Consider the following 17,763-nt stretch of genomic DNA (forward strand, 5'->3'; position numbering starts at 1 on the left):
ATATCCTCTATGACGACCTTGCCCGTGTCCGCCATTTCTTTTGATCATTTTGCTTTTGCGTGTACCCTCCCCCTCATCGAGCTCGATGCAGAAGCACGCATTGGCAATTGGAACCCGGCGGCAACACGTCTCTTTGGCTATAGCAAACAAGAAGTCTTAGGGCGACATCCTGCAGACTTTTTATGCCCACGGGCGCCACACTTTGAAGATAACCCCAGTTGGTCGATCTTATCTGAACCCGGTCAAGCCCCGCTCGCACTGCCAGTTGTGCTGAGTTGCATCAATAAACAAGGCCATCATGTCATTTGTGAATGGCGTTTCACCGAAATTATGGGCGAAACACCCGCACAAACACGCCGAATCATTTTGATTGAAGATATTACCGATCGCGAACGCACCAATACCCGCATTGCACAACTGATCTCAGAGCAAGACGCCCTGCTCGATAACACCGTATTTGGCGCTGCATTTTTAACCAACGATAGAATTTTACGTTGTAATGAAACCTTTGCCACACTGTGCGGCTATCAAATTCATGAAGTGATCCGCCGTCCGTTTGCACATTTTTTAGCGGATCCCGACTATTACGCTTATTTCGCCAATGAGGTATTACGTGCAATCGAGCACGACGGGCATTGGGATGGCGATATCACCCTGCAGCGCAAATATGGCAGTACGTTTTGGGCTAGCTTACGAATTAGCCCGCTGGCGATTCCCTTAAATGGCCGTACGCTCAGCCCACAACAAATGGAAAAACGCCGTGATTTGATTGTCATCATGCAAGACATCACCTCACGCAGAGAGCAACAACAGCAAATCCAACGACTCTTGGTCGCGCTGGAAACCGAGCGCGAACGCGCCATGATTACCCTGCAAGCGATCGCCGATGCGGTAATCCGCGTTGATATCCATGGTCACATTGAATTCGCCAACACGGTCGCCCTGCAAATTCTGGGCTTGCGTGAAATGGACTTACTGGGTTACAGCCTTCCCGAGTGCTTAACCCTGCGCCACCCACAAACGCTCAAGCATCTTGATCTCATGAATCCTGACCTAGCCGGGCACACCGAGCACGGTGAAAGTGTGCATCATGAAAATAGAATTGGCCTCTGGCGCGATGCTGATGACCATGAACGAGCGATTGAATTTTCACTGTCGCTGTTGAACGGTCAGACTGGGGCAGACGATCCAACGGGCATGGTCATGGTCTTTCGTGACGTAACCGAACAACGGCGCCTGTCGGAAGAGCTCTCCTGGCAAGCGCGCCATGATGCGCTTACCAAACTCCCCAACCGTCACAGTTTTGAATTACGGGTAGAGCTTGCCTTGGAGGGGGTACGCAAGCTGAACCAGCAACACGTGGTGCTATTTTTAGATCTTGATCGGTTCAAAATTGTGAACGATACCTGCGGCCATGCTGCCGGGGATGAGCTCTTGAAACAACTCACCCTGCTCATGCAAGCTAAAGTTCGCAAAAGCGATATGCTGGCGCGGATGGGGGGGGATGAATTTGCTGTCATACTCGACAGCTGTGACTACGAGCAAGCCGGGCGCGTCGCCGAATCACTGCGGCAGGTCGTTCAAGATTTTCGCTTCATTTGGCAAGATAAAGTTTTTCGGGTCGGGGTCTCCATTGGCGCAGTCGTTCTCGACAGGCATGAGCAGACCTTGGAAGACGTGTTTAGCTGTGCAGACTACGCTTGTTATGCCGCCAAAGAATTAGGACGCAATCGGGTTAATTTTTATACGCCGGGGGACCACAGCCAGAATCAGGGAAAACAGGAAATGGAATGGCTGCCACGCATCCATGCCGCACTGGAGCAAAACCGCTTCGAGTTAGATTTGCAACTGATTATGCCCACCACGCAGGATCAAGCTGTCTGGCATGAAACGCACTATGAAGTCCTGGTCAGGATGATTGATGAACAAGGGCAACGGGTGCCCCCCATGAGTTTTATCCCGCCCGCTGAGCGCTATGGCCTGATGGGTCAAATTGATCGCTGGGTCGTCACGGAAATTTTTAATCGAGGCGAAATGCTCCTGACCGAGCATGGTCAATCGTTCAATAGTCTTTTGTGCGTTAATCTTTCCGGTCACTCGATTGTTGACGATAGCCTGATTCAGTTTATTCAGCTGCGACTGAGTGCCTACCCGCGTCTAGCCAAGCACTTGTGCTTTGAAATTACGGAAACGGCAGCAGTCTCTAATTTAACCCGTGCCGCCAGCTTGATGCAGAGTATCAAAGCGCTGGGCGCCAGATTTGCCCTAGATGACTTTGGCAGTGGCATGAGTTCTTTTGCTTACTTGCGTACATTACCGGTCGATTTTCTCAAAATTGACGGGGTTTTTATTAAAAACTTGGTGGAAGACCCGATTAACCGGGCCATGGTCAGTGGGATTCATCATGTTGGACAGACGATGGGGCTAAAAACCATCGCCGAATTTGTTGAAAATCAAGCGATCGTGAGCCAACTGCGGGAGATCGGGGTTGATTATGTTCAAGGGTATGCCCTTCATCGTCCAGAGCGTTTCGATCTCGTCGCCGCACAATGGATGACCCCATAACGACATCATCGGCATCAAGATGTCAATGGTGACATTGAGGGGTGGGCAGCTAGCAGCGTGTCTTTCGGTATTTCCCGCTATCGTTAAATACCGTTTCTCAAGCCCCTGTCTTACAATCCCTATTTTATTAGCGATGGATAGGAAAACCGGATGAATCCACAAACAATCCAAGCCAAAGCCCAAGAGCGGGCAATCAGTTCACAACTGCCTTACGCTGGCGCGATCACCCCAGAAGAAGCGGCTGCTTGGTTAGCACAAGATCCCCACGTGATTCTGGTCGATGTGAGAACACGGGCTGAATGGCAATGGGTGGGGCAACCACAGATTACCGCTGCCCAGTACCGCCAAATCGAGTGGAACTTGGCGAGCACGGGGAGCAGGAACCCTCATTTTCAAGAAGAGCTCACCACCGCCGTACCGCCGACTAACGCCATGCCCACCCTACTCTTTTTGTGTCGTAGTGGGGCCCGCTCTCACGCAGCGGCAGAGCTAGCTCAACGCCTAGGCTACCCTTCGCATAATATCTTGAGTGGTTTTGAGGGCGATAAAAATACCTTGGGCCAGCGTAAAAGTGTTAACGGGTGGTGTGCCGCAGGGTTGCCCTGGATACAAAGCTGAGTGATCAAGTTTGGCCTAAATGCGTCGTTATCTAACCTGATACGGGTGATTGAGAATGACCATGGAATTAAAACAAGCCTTACTGCAGAATCCTAATGATTTGCTGAATCTACGGGCACTGAAACCTTTCCCAGCACAGCTCTGGCTGGTTTTTGCCGCCCCTCATTTTTTTAGCAATTCCCTCTTTACTGAATCACTGAATGATCTGGCTGAAGGACAACTCCTAATAGGCTGCTCTACTGCGGGTGAAATAGCGGGACGCAACGTTCATGAAAATACGGCTGTCGTTCAAGGTATTCACTTTGAGCATCCAGACTTTGTCTCAGCTTGTACGCTGATCCGTGATAGCGGTGACTCTTTTGCAGCCGGGGAACGTTTAGCCAGTCAGTTGGCACGAGCGGATGTACATACCGTGCTGATACTATCCCCAGGCTTGGACGTCAATGGCAGTGCGCTCATTGAGGGAATCCAGCACAGCCTGCGTCGGCCCGTCAAAATTATTGGAGGCTTGGCCGGAGACAACGGGCAATTCGCTCAGACTTTTACGCTCTATCAAAACAAAATCGATAGCCGCCAAGTCGTTGCGGTCGGCTTTTATGGCCCACACCTCCACTGTGCCCATGGGTCATTCGGTGGCTGGCAAGCGTTTGGGCCACCGCGTAAAGTAACGCGAGCTGTGGGTAATCAACTTTTCTCACTTGACCATGAAGCCGCGCTGGATGTGTACAAACATTATCTGGGCGATTACGCGCAAGAACTCCCAGGGGCTGGATTACTGTTTCCGTTTGCGATTCTGGGTGAAGACCATCGACAAACTGGCTTGATTCGTACCATCCTCGGGATTGATAACGAACAAGGAAGCCTAACACTGGCAGGCGATATTTCAGAAAATAGCTATGTGCGACTGATGCATGCAAGTACCGATAGCTTGATTGATGGTGCGCAAGCGGCCGCAAAAGCGACACAAACGATGCTGATGCAAACCACCCCAGGATTGCCCCTGCTGATCAGCTGCGTGGGGCGTCGCATGGTGATGGGCGCACGGGTTGATGAAGAAGTTGAAGCGGTCGCTGAGACATTCGGCAATCATTGTCAGCCGGTTGGTTTTTACTCCTATGGAGAAATTAGCCCGTTTCTCGACAGCACAGACTGCCGACTTCATAACCAAACCATGACCATCAGCTATCTTTATGAAGCGCCTGCGGGAGCCGCGGCATGATCCCGAGCAAGCTTTTATTGCGTCAACTAAAACGTGCCTTCGGCTTATCCACGGAAGACCAATTTCAGCAATTTATTACCCGGCTGCGGCATTATGACGTCAGCACGTTCCCCCGCGATGTCGGTATGCTTCTACGTGAATTTGAACATTTTTTAACCTACATTGACCAAACCTATACCCAGCATGACCGTGACATGCACCTACGCACGCGTAGCTTGGATTTAACCTCACAAGAATTACTGCAAAAAAACCAGGAGATTCAAACCTATTCAAATGCGATTTCGCATGATTTACGCATCCCATTGCGCGCGATCAGTGGTTACACGGGAGAGCTGATCAACAACCTCTCTCAGCAAGAAAGTAAAGAATCAACGTTAGATCATTTTCTATTCAAGATACAACACGCAGTGGCTGACATGGAGCTGATGATCAATAGTCTCTTGCAATTGGCTAACCAGCAACATGAGTTGCGTAAACAAGTGATTGACCTGACTGCACTGACGCAGGATGTCATTCAAACTTTGCGCACCAACTACCCCGAATCTGAGATTAACTTTACAGTGCAGTCGGGGTTATCAACTGACGCTGACCCGGTTGCACTGCGTGAAATATTACAAAATCTACTTAGCAATGCAGTCAAATTTTCTCAATCACAAGTACATCCTAAGATTGAAATAGGACAGAAAAATGTTGCGGATAGTGAGCCAGCTGAAACCACTGTTTTTTATGTCAAAGACAATGGCTTGGGTTTCCCCGCAGATCAAATCGCTCGACTATTCCAGCCTTTCCAGAAGCTTCATGTAGAGAGTGGTTTATCTGGCTACGGGATCGGCCTAGCGACAACGCAACATCTTATTCGTCGCCATGGAGGGAAGATTTGGGCGGAGAATAATCCCGAAGGCGGGGCGTGCTTTTATTTCACGCTGAGCAACTAGGTTTAGCAATCAAGATAGATTCGCATCAGACTGCAACTGAGCAATATTGAGCTGATCATAGTGCTCGAAGGGCTGCACAATCCAGGGATTGTCCGGTAAGCGCTGCACACAATAATCTGGCGCGAATACACTCTGGGCTTTTTGCCATAACACTGCGGTACGGCAAGTGGTGATGTCAGGATAACGTTTCAACAACTCCGGCACCGTGGCTTGCAGGGTAATGCCACTATCCACCAGGTCATCGACCAACAAAACCGGGCCACGTAAAGTCTCAGCGACCATACTCAAGCTCGTTGCAATCTGCAACTCACCCTGCGCCGTACCTGCATCCTCACGGTAAGAACTGGTGACTAAAATCGCTAACGGAATTTTGAAGACGCGTGACAGCACATCGGCTGCGCGTAAACCACCGCGCGCAATCCCGACGATATGATTGAAGCGCCAATCGCTGGCAGCGATCTGGCAGGCAAGCGCTTCGCATAATTGGTAATACTCTTCCCAGTTTACGAAGCGCTTATCGGACATAGTGTTTAGTTAGATAAACTGTGTGCTAGAAAACGTCGCGAGCCGTGTTCAGTTGAGTGCAGCAGTCTGGGAGAAACCCGGCGTGTATATAAAAATACATGAGGATTTCTCACAGGCGATAAGCTCAAATCAACACGGTGCAGTAGTTTTGTACACACAGTTATAGATATGGGTGCGTACGGACAATAGTCTCTTCGCGGTCTGGGCCGGTTGACACCATCGCAATCGGCACACCCACTACTTCTTCAATCCGGTTCAAATAGCGTTGCGCATTCGCGGGCAGCGCCTCAAAGGTTTTGACGCCGACCGTGCTGTTATCCCAACCGGGGAGTTCTTCGTAAATTGGTTTACAGCGGGCGGCCTCTTCGGCACCGTAAGGGAAGATATCAACGACTTGGCCATCTAACTCATAGCCAGTGCAGAGTTTCAGCGTAGGTAACTTGTCCAATACATCCAGCTTGGTAATACACAAGCCCGTGACGCCATTGATTTGAATCGAACGCTTCAAAGCCGCCGCATCAAACCAGCCGCAACGACGGGCACGGCCCGTCGTCGTACCACGCTCGGCGCCGACGGTAGAGAGGTGGTAGCCCACGGAACCGTCTTCATCAATCGGTAATTCGGTGGGGAATGGGCCAGACCCCACACGTGTGGTGTAGGCTTTGGTAATGCCTAGTACGTAATGCAACATGCTGGGGCCAACGCCGGAACCGGCTGCCGCATTGCCCGCCACGCAGTTGCTGGAAGTTACGAAAGGATACGTGCCGTGGTCGATATCCAGCAGCGTACCTTGTGCGCCTTCAAACAAGAGTTTTTCACCAGCACAGTGTGCTTTGTAGAGCAGGCTAGACACGTCTGCCAGCATCGGTTTGAGTTCTTCTGCTTGCTGCATGGCTTCGTCGTACACCGTTTGGAAATCAATCGGTGCGGCATGCAAGTAGTTTTGCAGCACGAAGTTATGGTAATCCAGCAGTTCTTTCAGTTTCTCGGCAAAGCGCTCGGGGTAACGCAGGTCTTGCGCACGCAAGGCCCTGCGGGCGATTTTGTCTTCGTATGAAGGGCCAATGCCACGCCCGGTCGTCCCGATCTTTTCCACGCCCTTACGCTCTTTGGCGGCTTCACGCGCAATATCCAACGCACTGTGGAAAGGCAGAATCAGTGGACAACCTTCGCTGATAATCAAACGTGAACGAACATCCACACCACTGGCTTCGAGGTTACGAATTTCTTCGAGCAATTTGCTCGGTGACAGCACCACGCCATTGCCGATATAACACTTCACACCGGGGCGCATAATGCCAGAGGGGATCAAGTGTAGTGCGGTTTTCTTGCCACCAATCACGAGGGTATGGCCCGCATTGTGCCCCCCTTGGAAGCGCACCACACCTTGAGCATGGTCGGTCAACCAATCGACGACTTTACCTTTGCCTTCATCACCCCATTGCGTGCCAATCACCACGACGTTCTTAGCCGCACTCTTTACGACACCTGCGTTCATGTTCATTCCTTATTTCAAAGACTGGACTACCCAACCCGCAGCCGTGCGAACGAGTTGACGATCAAAAACAAATTCTGTGGAAGCTTGTACGAGCGTGGCCACATCACCATCGCCCGCTAATTGCTGGACGACCACCTCACCCGCTTCTCGTAATTGCTGAATAGTTTCCCAAAGCGAAGTCGCTTCATCGGTTGCGGCCGTATTCAATGTAGGAGCCAAAATAGCTGCTTGCGGTTGGCGTTTGACCGCGCCACGCTGACACACCACCTGCGCTAACTCACGCAGTTCCAAACTGAATCCGGTGGCGGGGCGTGCCCGACCAAAGCTGGCAAACGCAGCATCATAACGACCACCCCGTGCCAGCGCATTCGGCAAACCATCGGTATACACCGCAAACGAAAAACCGGTGTGATACGAATAACCGCTCAAGTCGGCCAAGTCCAAACTGAACTGGACGTGTGGATAGCGCACTTGCAGAGTCTGTTGCGCCAAGTTAGCAAACGCCGCTAATTGTGCCAACGCAGTTTGAGCTAGCGCGGGTAAGCGGGCTTGCGCACGCACCAAAGCGGAATCTTCACCCTGTAAAGCGCCATAGCAATCGGGCAAATCGCACAGTGCCTGCGCTAAAGCAGGTTGTGATGCTTTTAGATTCGCCGTGAGTGCCTGTAGCGCGGTTTTGTCTTTCGCCAAGAGTGCAGTCAACAATTCAGTTTGTAATGCAGCTAATTCCGGCGCAGCGGCCAGCAAGGCTTGAAAAACACCCACATGGCATAGGTCCACGCGTAAATGTTCAACCCCGGCAGACTGCAATACGGCCAAGAGCAAATCCAGAATTTCTAAATCGGCCCCGACACCGGCTTCGCCATAGATTTCTGCGCCAAATTGAATCGGCTCACGCGACCCCAATAAAGTGGAGGCACGCGTATGTAAGAGGCTGCCCACGTAGGCCAAGCGCGTCACGCCCGGACGATTCAAAAGATGCGCATCAATTCGGGCAACTTGCGGCGTCATGTCAGCGCGGACACCTAGCGTCCGACCACTGAGCTGATCCACCAACTTGAAAGTACGCAGATTTAATTCATTGCGTGCATCGCCAGCAGCGCCCGTCAACAAGGAATCGAGATATTCCAATAAAGGCGGCTGCACTTGCTCGTAGCCATAGCGCTCGCATAAATCCAAAGCCCGACGACGCAAACGCTCGACCACGCGTGTTTCGCGCGGCAGCATATCGGCAATGTTCTCGGGTAATAGCCAAGCAGACATAGGCATTCAGGTTCTATTAAGCAAAACTTGAAACAAAAGGCAGTAACTTCGCTCACAGAGGTAGGAAACGCCAAGCAAAAAATAAGGCCGCTCGATTCACGTAAATTCGTCACATGAAGCGCTAGCGGCCAATCAAATTTACATAGTATTTTAACTGATTTTACTCAACCAAAACGCTGTTAGGCATCTAATAGGAATTGCGGGGTTTACTGCGTCCTGGTTTGCCACTGGCAGGTCGACCAGCCCGATTACCAGAGCGATTAGCCCCAGTACTTGGGCGTTGCGTATTCCCATCCACATCTCGGCTCGCCTGTCGCCCAGGGTTGCGACCCGCTGTGCGCTGACCAGGGCGCGCATTGCCACCCGCGTTATAACCTGATTGGGTAAACTCACTGGGATGACCACTGTTCCAGCTTCGTGCCGCCCCGCCTGCATGGCGAGAATTTGAGGTCGGGTTGTCATATAAACTCGACGTGGTACTGTAGGTCGTCACGCCAAAACTGGTTTGCATCGGGTCCGGCTGACGGCTATTACGAGACGGGGCATTGCCATTCTGGCTGCGGCCATGACGATTTGCTGCACGTGGGGGCTGGCGCATCGCTTTTCTCGCCTGATTTAAGCCCGCCTGCGTGGTCCCATGCTGTTCATTTTTATCGCTCAGTAGATGCAAGAGTGCCTTCACTTCATCTTCTTGTAATTCTTGCCAGCGGCCCCGACGCAAAGGGGGGGGCAACGGAATCGGACCAAAGCGCGTGCGCAGCAGTCGGCTCACCGTGAGCCCAACCGCCTCAAACATCCGCCTTACCTCCCGATTGCGCCCTTCACTGATCACGACTCGATACCATTGATTCACGCCCTCACCGCCCAAGGGCTCCACTTGTGCAAACTGGGCTGGGCCGTCATCAAGGCTGATGCCCTGTAGCAGGGCCTGGCGTGTTTCTTCAGTCAACTCGCCTAACACTCGTACTGCATATTCACGCTCCATCCCATGGCGAGGATGCATAAAACGATTAGCCAAGTCACCTGACGTTGTCAGAATCAGCAACCCTTCGGTATTGAAATCAAGACGGCCTATCGCCACCCAGCGCGAGCCTTTTAATTTAGGTAGATTATCAAAGACACTGGCACGCTTTTCGGGATCATCTTGCGACACAATCTCGCCGGCAGGCTTGTGATATATGATCACGCGCGGAGGCCGTTTGCTGACTTTCCGATGCAGTAATTTACCGTTTACCCGAACTTGATCAGTGGCCTCTATCCGCTGACCAATATGCGCTGGCAGGCCATTCACTGACACGCGCCCGGCGAGAATTAACTCTTCCATGTCTCGGCGAGAGCCGATCCCGGCATCGGCCAACACCTTGTGGAGTTTTTCTGAGTCATCGGTCAATGCGGGCGCACGAGCCCCTTTTGAGTTTTGTGAGTGCCCGCCCAGAAAGCGACTTGAACGACCACGACCATCGACTTGGCCCCGCAACCCTAAGTTCGCTCGCAAATTAGCGACTGGCACCATGAGGCCATCCGCTTCATCGATCAAGATCGGTTGGCTTACTTGGGTGGTGGCACGGTCGCCCTCTGCATCTGGACTATACCCCTCTGTATTCACTACCAAGCTCTCTGTTGTTGCCACATGCTGAGACTCAACAGGAGGGGTCTCTTGACGTGCTTGGCGCTGCTGATGACGCATACGCAAACTCCGTGGTCCGCGACGCAGTCCTTTGGTGTTCTCGCGCGGAGGTCTTGGTGTTGCCTCAGAGGACGATGCTGCGGCCGGATCTTCAGTGTCCGCAGGCAGAGATGTAGCCTGATCTGAATGCGCTTCAGTCGCGCGCTCACGGTCTAGCTGGTTACGCTGTAAACGCTTGTGTGGGCCGCGTACTCGCGACAATCGATTGGAACGAGGACGATTAGTAGAGGCACCAGATTCAGGCGCATTCTCGTCGGCATGACTCACCGTGGTAACGGTTTCTGACTCATGCGTGTTCAAGGGTTGGTTTTCAGTATTCACTCGTAAACTCAATCGCAATCAGTGATTGCAAGTAGTGGATTGATAAGAACAATAATCGGTGGGACTATCACATCGGCGGTGCGCCACGATCAGGCGCAGCGTCGTTTTGACTGATGACCGCAGGATCAGACTCAGCGCTTGGCAAAGCTGTTTCCGGCGAAGCATTTAACATGGCTTGCTCTGAGGTAGCGGACGGAATCGGCTCTGCGACAGCAACCGAGAAAACGGGCACCGAAGAATCAGCAGGATCTGTCACAACCGGCAAATCAGGTGCAGGGGCTGGCGCATCAAATTGAATGCTCTGTTGCTCCATCGCCTCCAGTTGCATCGCCAGCATCGTTGGTGCTGCCCCCTCTAATTTTGGCAGTTCTTCCAATGACCGCAAGCCAAGGTCATCTAAAAAAGATTTTGTGGTCGCCAGTAAAGCCGGACGCCCTGGCACATCACGGTGACCAATCACCTCGACCCAACCTCGCTCTTCGAGGGTTCGAATCACTTGTGTATTGACCGTAACACCCCGGATTTCTTCAATGTCGCCACGCGTAACCGGCTGCTTATACGCAATAATTGCCAGCGTTTCCATCACAGCGCGTGAATATTTAGGGGCTTTTTCTGGACTTAATCGATCCAAATAACGCATCATCTCAGGCCGCGATTGAAAGCGCCAGCCGGATGCCAAGGCGACCAGCTCAATGCCCCGCCCCTGCCATTCAGCTTTAATCTCTTCGAGTAACGCCCGGATCACGTCATTACCAAAATCGGGCCCCATTTCCTGCGCCAACTCAGGTTCAATCAGCTTGCGTAACTCGCTCAAGGGCTGAGGTTCTTGAGCGCAGAGCAAGGCCGTTTCCAGTACCACCTTAACAGGCAAAGTCAGCGCGCCCTGTTTAGTCTGCTCGGCTATCCCCGTTAGCGGATGATCATTGGCGCTATCGCTGACTGACTCACTGGATAAGTGGGACGGCGTTTCCAGCTGAATATTCTCATCGGCGGGCGTCACTGCTGTTGGTGTGATACCCATCCCTTCAGTAGAGCCGGGTTCTTGTTCTGATAACGTTTCTGGCGTTGTCATTCAGCAATTCTCAGTAGGAAATGTATTGTAGGTATCTCACTTGCTTAGCCAGCAAGGCAACTAATCACATCTATGACCATGGAACAGAGCTATTAAGACAACTGCAAAGAGGTTGGAACAAACAACGAACCTCTACAGAGCGCCACTCAAGTAAAGAAAACTAGCTTGCTTCGATGGGGTTATTTTAGGGTACAACGCTGCGATGAGTGAATCTTGAAAATCGGCCAAGGAATCAGAGCATTGCAGCAAACTGACACAGATTTATGCGGCTGCAGAATAATCTTTAGTAAATCAACTTGCTGCACTTGAAGTTACTGGCCGCGACTGTGTCGCTGAGAATTTGGTTGCGGGGGCGCGATTTAGTAATTACCTACGAAACACCACCCCTGCATTCAGGATCCGAATAATATAGACAATTGCGACTCTAGTCAAACCTCCCAACAGGTATATTTTTCCCCGGCAAGTCAAGCCCAGGCTCCCGCCGTTTCCGCTTGCTCTCTCGAATGCGGAGCACCGCAAAGTGATGATCAACCAAGTCTTCTCGGTGATACACAAGCTTGCAATCTTCGCACTCAACAAACCCGCTCGGCTTCGCTATCGCAGAGCGAACTGTGAGCCGCCATTGCCGACAGCCGCACACGCACTGCCATTTCGGCGGGGGCGGTTCGTATTCTGCGGGGCGCTCGGCTTCGGGGTGGTCCATATAAAATACTGTATAAATGAACAGTATTATATAGCGGAAAAATAATTACAAAACCCCCTTGACTTGTTCGCATTCCCGAACTAGAATACAGTCATTCCGGTAGCAAATGGCAAGCCGGTTCTCTAGGAGATTCAAAATGATTCAATTCAAATACCCAGAAGGCGCAGAACAATTCGACGCAGCCGCATTTAACCAAGACGGCACTTTCATCATGACCGGCCACCGCGAAGAGTGTGAGCAAGCTGCGATTGATGCGCGCGGCTTGTACTGCTTATGGATTAACGGTCGCCCTGTGGTTAAAGGTGACTTTGAAGACCGCGAATAACCAAACGGCGGGGCAACCCGCCTTTTTCAAAAAGATTAGACCATGACCCCATCAACTTTATCAGCCCTTCGGCGACTACTGTTTTTTACCCAGCCAGAGGCGGCGGCACTGATTGGCAATGTCACCGAACGCTCTTGGCAGTTTTGGGAGCGCGGTGACCGCCCGATTCCGCAAGATGTTGCGGACAAGATTGAGTCGCTGATTGAGTGGCGCAGCAATGCCGTTCAAGCGTTTCATGACCAACTCGAAGAGGCTCAAGCAGCGCAGGAAGGGGGTGAGCAAGAATCTGTGCGCCTGCTGTGGTATGACACCGTGGACGATTGGGCGACACTTAACGACAGAGAACCAATACTATTCAGGCCGCACCAATCGGCGGTGGCCCAGCTTTGCGCCGAATACGGCTGCATAGCGGTACGGTTTGATGCCCCAGCTTACCGTGCCTGGCTTGGGGATAGGCTCGATAGCGAGATGATGCGGGGGCTTTGGGCTGGAGGTCAGTAATTTTTTGAAAAAAAAACTCAAAACCCCCTTGACTTGTTCGCATTCCCGAACTAGAATACAGTCATTCCGGTAGCAAATGGCAAGCCGGTTCTCTAGGAGATTCAAAATGTTCATCGGAAACGTCAGCGGAAAAGAAACCATCAACAACAAAGCTGCTGCAATCGGCCTAAAAGCTGGTGAAGCTTTACGTGGCTTGGGTGGCTACGGTAAACCCGGCGTAACTGGTAATACATACCCAGTTAAAGAACAACTCAAGGCTGCTGGCGCAAAATTTGACGGCGAAAACAAAGCTTGGGTATTTGATTCTTGGGAACAACTAGATCAAGCACTTGACAGCCTCGCAGCCTAAACCGGCCCCATCTTCCGCGCCCACTCAAGCCGCTCAAAGTCGTCGCGGCAGTCCACATCGCAAAAGTTCTGGCCCTGTGGCGTCGGCGTGTCGCAATAGTAGCAGCGGCCTTTGTACACCAATCCAGCCCGCCCTAGTTGCGCCTTGAGCGATGCCGCCAGGGCTTTCTCCGCTTGATCGTTCCCCAAATCGGCTTCATCGGGCATGGCCCACACTCCAATCCGTTGCCTCAATCAGGTCATTCAAGCGGCCTGCGCACACAGCGTATTGCTGCTGGGCGTCGGCTATCCAGCCTGCTATTTGGGTGTCGGTGCTGCCTGCGTCGTTGGAATCGGTGGGAGTTCCGCTGGCACTTTCTGGCGCAGAGCCGGGTTGATGTGCGGGTAAACGTAAACCGGTTCCGGCGTTGAGCAAGCTGACAGTGCCAGCGCTAAGGCACTGGCGGCCAGTGGTCGTTTTAGAAAGGGCATTGTGTAAGCTCCGATTCAGTTCATTAATAGTATGCTCACGCTGCAATAGCTGCGCGGCGAGCGTGTCTTGCTTCGCTGTTTGAGCCGCTTTGGCCTTGGCTTCGCCCTCGGTACGCTGGCGCTCTTTTTCAAGCCAAGCGGCCTCGCTGGCGTCGTAGCCAGCTTGGTAAGCGAAGTAACCCAAACCAGCCAAAAGCAGTAGCGCCACCGCTGCTGGCCAGAATTGCCGGAGCGCCAGCATCATGCCCCCGCCCCTTTATTGACGCCGCTGTCAATCGCCCAGCCACTGTTGAATGCCAGGGCAATCAGCGCCCCATCGCTCATAACGAGCTGGCCGGTTAGCCACATTGTTGCCGCCGTGCCCGCAAAGGTGAGCAGCATGAGCAACGTGGCATCAGCATGATCACGCACCAAGTAATCAGCTAAGTTGCCCGCAATCTCTCCCCGCATTTTTTTCTTGTAAAAGTGGGCTAGCATGCCCACCATGCCAGCCACGGTAAAAATAATCAGATTCCGGGGGCTGGGTAGATCGAGTGCGGGCGCAGACCAAGCCCACGCGAACACGGGCATTGAAAGCAGCAGCCCAGCTAAGAAATAGTGTTTTTTCATGATAATTTCTCCGAAGAAATGGGCGCAAGACCGAAGACGGCCCGTGCCCGGTTAGTTAACTCAATGCGCTCTGCCAGTCCGTTTGTGCCGCCGTTGATGCGGCGCGAAAGGGTGAGCAAGTCGTTTGCGTCGGCAAGGTACTGACAGCCGCGTGACTGCCAGTAGTACAGGGCGCTCTGCACTGCGTGAACAGGCTGCAAGAGCAATTCAGGCGTGTTAATCAAGTCCAGCCCGAGCGCGATTCCGGTCTGCGCGTAGTTGTTTTTGAGGGTGGTTTGAATCAGCCCCCGGCCTCGATACTTCCAGCCCTCGCCTGAGTTTTCGGGGCCATTCCCCCCGCGATTCGCATAGACGTAATTCGCAATCGCCTGCGGCTTATTCGCGAAGTCTGCAGCGGGCCTGCGACCATTCAATAACTGCCGCGCATCGCCGTTATGAAACCGGCTGGGCCACACCCGGCACAGGGCTTCGGCGCTGTAACGTAGGTTTTCTTCAACTGCTGAAAAACGCCCGCTTTCATGCGCAACTTGACCGAGGAAAGCCGCGAGACGCGCTGCGGTATCTGCTGCGTATTTGTCTTTCAGCGAGTTGATATGCGCAAGATAAAGCGCCGCATTGGCGGGCTTTGCGCCCGTAGCGGCGCACAGTTGTTCGACAGTGAGCTGCATAGTTAGCGCCGCAAAAAGTGGTCAACCACAAATGTGACCAAGCCGCCAAACAAGCTGGCAAGGCCCATGCCCGCCCACAGCGCGCCCCGGCTGCGGTCAGCCATCGCGGTGAGGTGAGTTACTTTGGTTGCAATGTCTTTAACGTCGGCTTGCAGGGTCTGCACTTGGGCTTCTAAGCGCCCATATTCTCGAGGGTCGATCATTTGATTACTCGGCTGTTGGTTGCGGCGCTCCGGCCCAATATATTGAAGTGATTGCATTTTTGTTTACCCAATAAAAAACCCGCTCTGCGGCGGGTTTGCTGGTGCAGCGGTTGATTTGGTTGATTAAATAGTCTTGACAGCAACAAAGGGCCGACCGTCTTGATAGATCCCGAACACTTGCCCGACAGCGCGACGGTATTGATCAAACGACACCTTATCTGGCGAGACAAATTCAGCGACGATGCGGCCTTTGCGCTTGACGGGCACCAGATAATCACCCACCGCCCACGTCGCATCACTGGGCACGTTCACGGGCACACGACCCGCGTAAGCAATACGGTCAACAGTTTGTCTGGCCGCTTCGAGTTTTTCTAAGAATGCTGCCAGGGCTTTCTCATAGCTATCAAGCTCGATTTGATGCGCCGCCCTGCTCTGCTCGCACTCGCTTTCATGTTGAGATTTAGCAGCACGATAAGCCGCGCTATCAGCTTCCCATTTTGCTAAGCGCACATCAAAGTCAGATTCGCCTTGCTCTGTCTCTGTTGCATCGGCTGGCGCTTCGGGTTTCTCGCCAGGGTCTGCAGGGCCTTCGTAAGCGGGAAGATTAAGCTGGGGCGCGTCTGGTCGCTTGCCGATGACGTTCTCATCTGCCCACACATCTCCCCCCACCAAGCAAGGGTCTGTACTCTTGATGCCAAATGTCACGGCGCTGTCAAACAGGTGCGTCAGCTTGCCCTCCGCAGTGCGGCCAACCAAGTCACCTTTTTTAAGCAGCCCGACCGATTGCGCGTCTGCCTGCTCATATTCGGCGTAGTCCGCACCGCTGGCGTTAATCGTGCCGTGGGCGTTGATACTGCGCAGCGTAGTCGCGTCTCGGTTGACTTTGACCGCTGCATTTGCCGCATTACCCACAGAGCCACCAGACACGCCGTACACCGCGAGAGAGGTTTCAACATCGCCATTAACGAATAAAGTGGCGTTGCCAGCGTTGGAAGTTACAGATTTGCGGATTGTGTGCTGAGAGCCGCTGCTGATACCAACTAACAAGTTTCGGTTTGTGTCCAGTCTGGCCCCTTCGTTAAAGCCGCCAGCGCAAAGGACTAGGTTTGTGTCGGAACGCAAAGCCAAATCAGAAGCCGCGCCACCGCTTACTAATGTACTTGCCTTCCCAAGGTAGCCGGTATATGTTCCATCTTGAAACAAGGCAAAATTACCGTAAGACACCAGTCTTGCATTGGCTCCATTTGACGCAGTGCCCAGCAAGAGAGCCCCAGAGCTATCTAGCCTTGCGCCAAGCGTTGCGCCGGTTGTATAGAAGTCGAACCCGCCACCGGCGCGGTTAACAAACTCAAATGGGTTTGCGTTAGCAGGCACTACGTTTAGCTGTTGGCTATTGTGAATCTCCAAGCCGCCATTCATCCGCATGACGGAGGAATACGCGGGTGCAGAGGTCGTGTTGAGTAGAAGCTGACTACTTGCATTCAGCGTCATGGATTGAGTGAAGCTAATAGCGTTGCCTGCGGTGCCAGACGGGGCGGTGAACCAAGAATGTGCGCCGTTAATGGCTCTGTATAAAGTTGCTGGTTGACCAGTCACTTGATACCGCCAGCTTGCATTATCTCTGTACGCAACAGTGGCTACGTTCAAGCTGTATTCATAACCGCTTGAGATTGCGCCCCATGGGAGCTGCAGGGCTTTATCCCCTGCCCACGCAGGTATCGTACTCGCAATCCCCACGTTCTGATTAAATGTAACCTGACCGGCTATCGTCTGCGCTGCGGTTGTGATTCGATCAAGCGCATTAGCGCACGCACTGGCGAGTGCGGCTAGCGTGGCCTTCGCCACGCCGGAGTAAGTAAACGTCGAGTTGGGCGACGTCATGAAGCTGTCGAACTGGTCGAGCGTGCTGTTATATTTCTGTTGCAACGCCAGCATGTTTGCAGCAACTTGTGACTGGCTGTTGGCCGTGAAGTTTCGCACGATGCCATACGCTTGCGCGCTGGCTGTTGTGCCACCGTAGACGCTATAGAGCTGCAACACGGTATCGCTCGTAACAATGTCGATCTCGTATATTTTGCCGTCTGGCGCAAAGAAGAGATCACCGGCTATCACGTTTGACGTAAATGCCGTGCCGGTGCCGGTGACGGTCTTGCTGCCGTTGGTCAGCGCGACGCTGCCAACTCTGTACCAACTTGTTGCTGCCATTTTTGAGGCTCCAATAAAAAAACCCGC

The 17,763-nt window shown here is 52.7% G+C and carries 18 protein-coding genes; 7 read left to right on the top strand and 11 right to left on the bottom strand.

Annotated features, from left to right (window positions below; genetic code table 11):
- Positions 1-9 precede the first annotated feature (9 nt).
- From DU000_RS03025 to DU000_RS03040, 4 genes are all read left to right on the top strand, one after another.
- A complete protein-coding gene (locus DU000_RS03025; RefSeq protein ID WP_114401841.1) occupies positions 10-2,565 on the top strand; it encodes a bifunctional diguanylate cyclase/phosphodiesterase in 2,556 nt (851 codons plus the stop codon).
- A gap of 150 nt (positions 2,566-2,715) precedes the next feature.
- Entirely contained in the window at positions 2,716-3,183 is a 468-nt protein-coding gene (locus tag DU000_RS03030; RefSeq protein WP_114401842.1) for a rhodanese-like domain-containing protein, read from the top strand.
- 61 nt (positions 3,184-3,244) lie between these two features.
- The gene (locus tag DU000_RS03035) at positions 3,245-4,402 is read left to right on the top strand and encodes an FIST signal transduction protein (protein WP_114401843.1); all 1,158 of its coding nucleotides are present in this window, start codon (positions 3,245-3,247) and stop codon (positions 4,400-4,402) included.
- On the top strand, positions 4,399-5,337 hold the full coding sequence (locus DU000_RS03040; RefSeq protein WP_114401844.1) for a sensor histidine kinase: 939 nt from the start codon (positions 4,399-4,401) through the stop codon (positions 5,335-5,337). The genes DU000_RS03035 and DU000_RS03040 overlap by 4 nt, the downstream gene beginning before the upstream one ends.
- Positions 5,338-5,346: 9 nt before the next feature.
- Here the strand turns inward: DU000_RS03040 and DU000_RS03045 are convergent, their stop codons facing one another.
- From DU000_RS03045 to scpB, 5 genes are all read right to left on the bottom strand, one after another.
- Positions 5,347-5,862 carry a phosphoribosyltransferase gene (locus tag DU000_RS03045; RefSeq protein ID WP_114401845.1) on the bottom strand — a complete coding sequence of 172 codons (516 nt, stop codon included), beginning with the start codon at positions 5,860-5,862 and terminating at the stop codon, positions 5,347-5,349.
- A 160-nt stretch (positions 5,863-6,022) separates the two neighbouring features.
- Positions 6,023-7,360, bottom strand: coding sequence for an adenylosuccinate synthase (locus DU000_RS03050; protein WP_114401846.1), 1,338 nt, complete (start codon positions 7,358-7,360; stop codon positions 6,023-6,025).
- A 9-nt stretch (positions 7,361-7,369) separates the two neighbouring features.
- A complete protein-coding gene (locus DU000_RS03055) occupies positions 7,370-8,623 on the bottom strand; it encodes an ATP phosphoribosyltransferase regulatory subunit (RefSeq protein ID WP_114401847.1) in 1,254 nt (417 codons plus the stop codon).
- A gap of 187 nt (positions 8,624-8,810) precedes the next feature.
- Positions 8,811-10,511 carry a 23S rRNA pseudouridine(2605) synthase RluB gene (gene rluB / locus DU000_RS03060; protein ID WP_420812098.1) on the bottom strand — a complete coding sequence of 567 codons (1,701 nt, stop codon included), beginning with the start codon at positions 10,509-10,511 and terminating at the stop codon, positions 8,811-8,813.
- Positions 10,512-10,698: 187 nt separating this feature from the next.
- Entirely contained in the window at positions 10,699-11,703 is a 1,005-nt protein-coding gene (gene scpB, locus DU000_RS03065; RefSeq protein ID WP_114401849.1) for an SMC-Scp complex subunit ScpB, read from the bottom strand.
- 839 nt (positions 11,704-12,542) lie between these two features.
- On the opposite strand from scpB, the gene DU000_RS03070 reads away from it, so the two are divergent.
- From DU000_RS03070 to DU000_RS03080, 3 genes are all read left to right on the top strand, one after another.
- The gene (locus tag DU000_RS03070) at positions 12,543-12,731 is read left to right on the top strand and encodes a hypothetical protein (RefSeq protein ID WP_114401850.1); all 189 of its coding nucleotides are present in this window, start codon (positions 12,543-12,545) and stop codon (positions 12,729-12,731) included.
- A gap of 42 nt (positions 12,732-12,773) precedes the next feature.
- Positions 12,774-13,232 (top strand): Aca2/YdiL-like domain-containing protein, encoded by a 459-nt coding sequence (locus tag DU000_RS03075; RefSeq protein ID WP_114401851.1) that lies wholly within the window; start codon positions 12,774-12,776, stop codon positions 13,230-13,232.
- Between the two features lie 106 nt (positions 13,233-13,338).
- Entirely contained in the window at positions 13,339-13,581 is a 243-nt protein-coding gene (locus DU000_RS03080; protein WP_114401852.1) for a hypothetical protein, read from the top strand.
- On the opposite strand, the gene DU000_RS03085 is transcribed toward DU000_RS03080, so the two are convergent.
- The 6 genes from DU000_RS03085 to DU000_RS03110 all read right to left on the bottom strand — a co-directional run bounded on the left by DU000_RS03085 (position 13,578) and on the right by DU000_RS03110 (position 17,736).
- A complete protein-coding gene (locus tag DU000_RS03085; protein ID WP_114401853.1) occupies positions 13,578-13,787 on the bottom strand; it encodes a hypothetical protein in 210 nt (69 codons plus the stop codon). The two genes, DU000_RS03080 and DU000_RS03085, sit on opposite strands and share 4 nt — an antisense overlap.
- Positions 13,777-14,295, bottom strand: a complete 519-nt coding sequence (locus DU000_RS03090; protein ID WP_114401854.1) for a hypothetical protein — start codon at positions 14,293-14,295, stop codon at positions 13,777-13,779. Before DU000_RS03090 ends, DU000_RS03085 begins: the two co-directional genes overlap by 11 nt.
- Positions 14,292-14,660, bottom strand: a complete 369-nt coding sequence (locus DU000_RS03095) for a hypothetical protein (RefSeq protein WP_114401855.1) — start codon at positions 14,658-14,660, stop codon at positions 14,292-14,294. Before DU000_RS03095 ends, DU000_RS03090 begins: the two co-directional genes overlap by 4 nt.
- Positions 14,657-15,328 carry a glycoside hydrolase family 19 protein gene (locus DU000_RS03100; RefSeq protein ID WP_114401856.1) on the bottom strand — a complete coding sequence of 224 codons (672 nt, stop codon included), beginning with the start codon at positions 15,326-15,328 and terminating at the stop codon, positions 14,657-14,659. Before DU000_RS03100 ends, DU000_RS03095 begins: the two co-directional genes overlap by 4 nt.
- A gap of 2 nt (positions 15,329-15,330) precedes the next feature.
- Complete coding sequence (locus tag DU000_RS03105; RefSeq protein WP_114401857.1) at positions 15,331-15,588, bottom strand: hypothetical protein; 258 nt, start codon at positions 15,586-15,588, stop codon at positions 15,331-15,333.
- Between the two features lie 66 nt (positions 15,589-15,654).
- On the bottom strand, positions 15,655-17,736 hold the full coding sequence (locus DU000_RS03110) for a hypothetical protein (RefSeq protein WP_114401858.1): 2,082 nt from the start codon (positions 17,734-17,736) through the stop codon (positions 15,655-15,657).
- Positions 17,737-17,763 lie beyond the last annotated feature (27 nt).

The organism is Parvibium lacunae, assembly GCF_003335215.1.
GTDB classification, from domain to species: Bacteria; Pseudomonadota; Gammaproteobacteria; order Burkholderiales; family Burkholderiaceae_D; genus Parvibium; species Parvibium lacunae.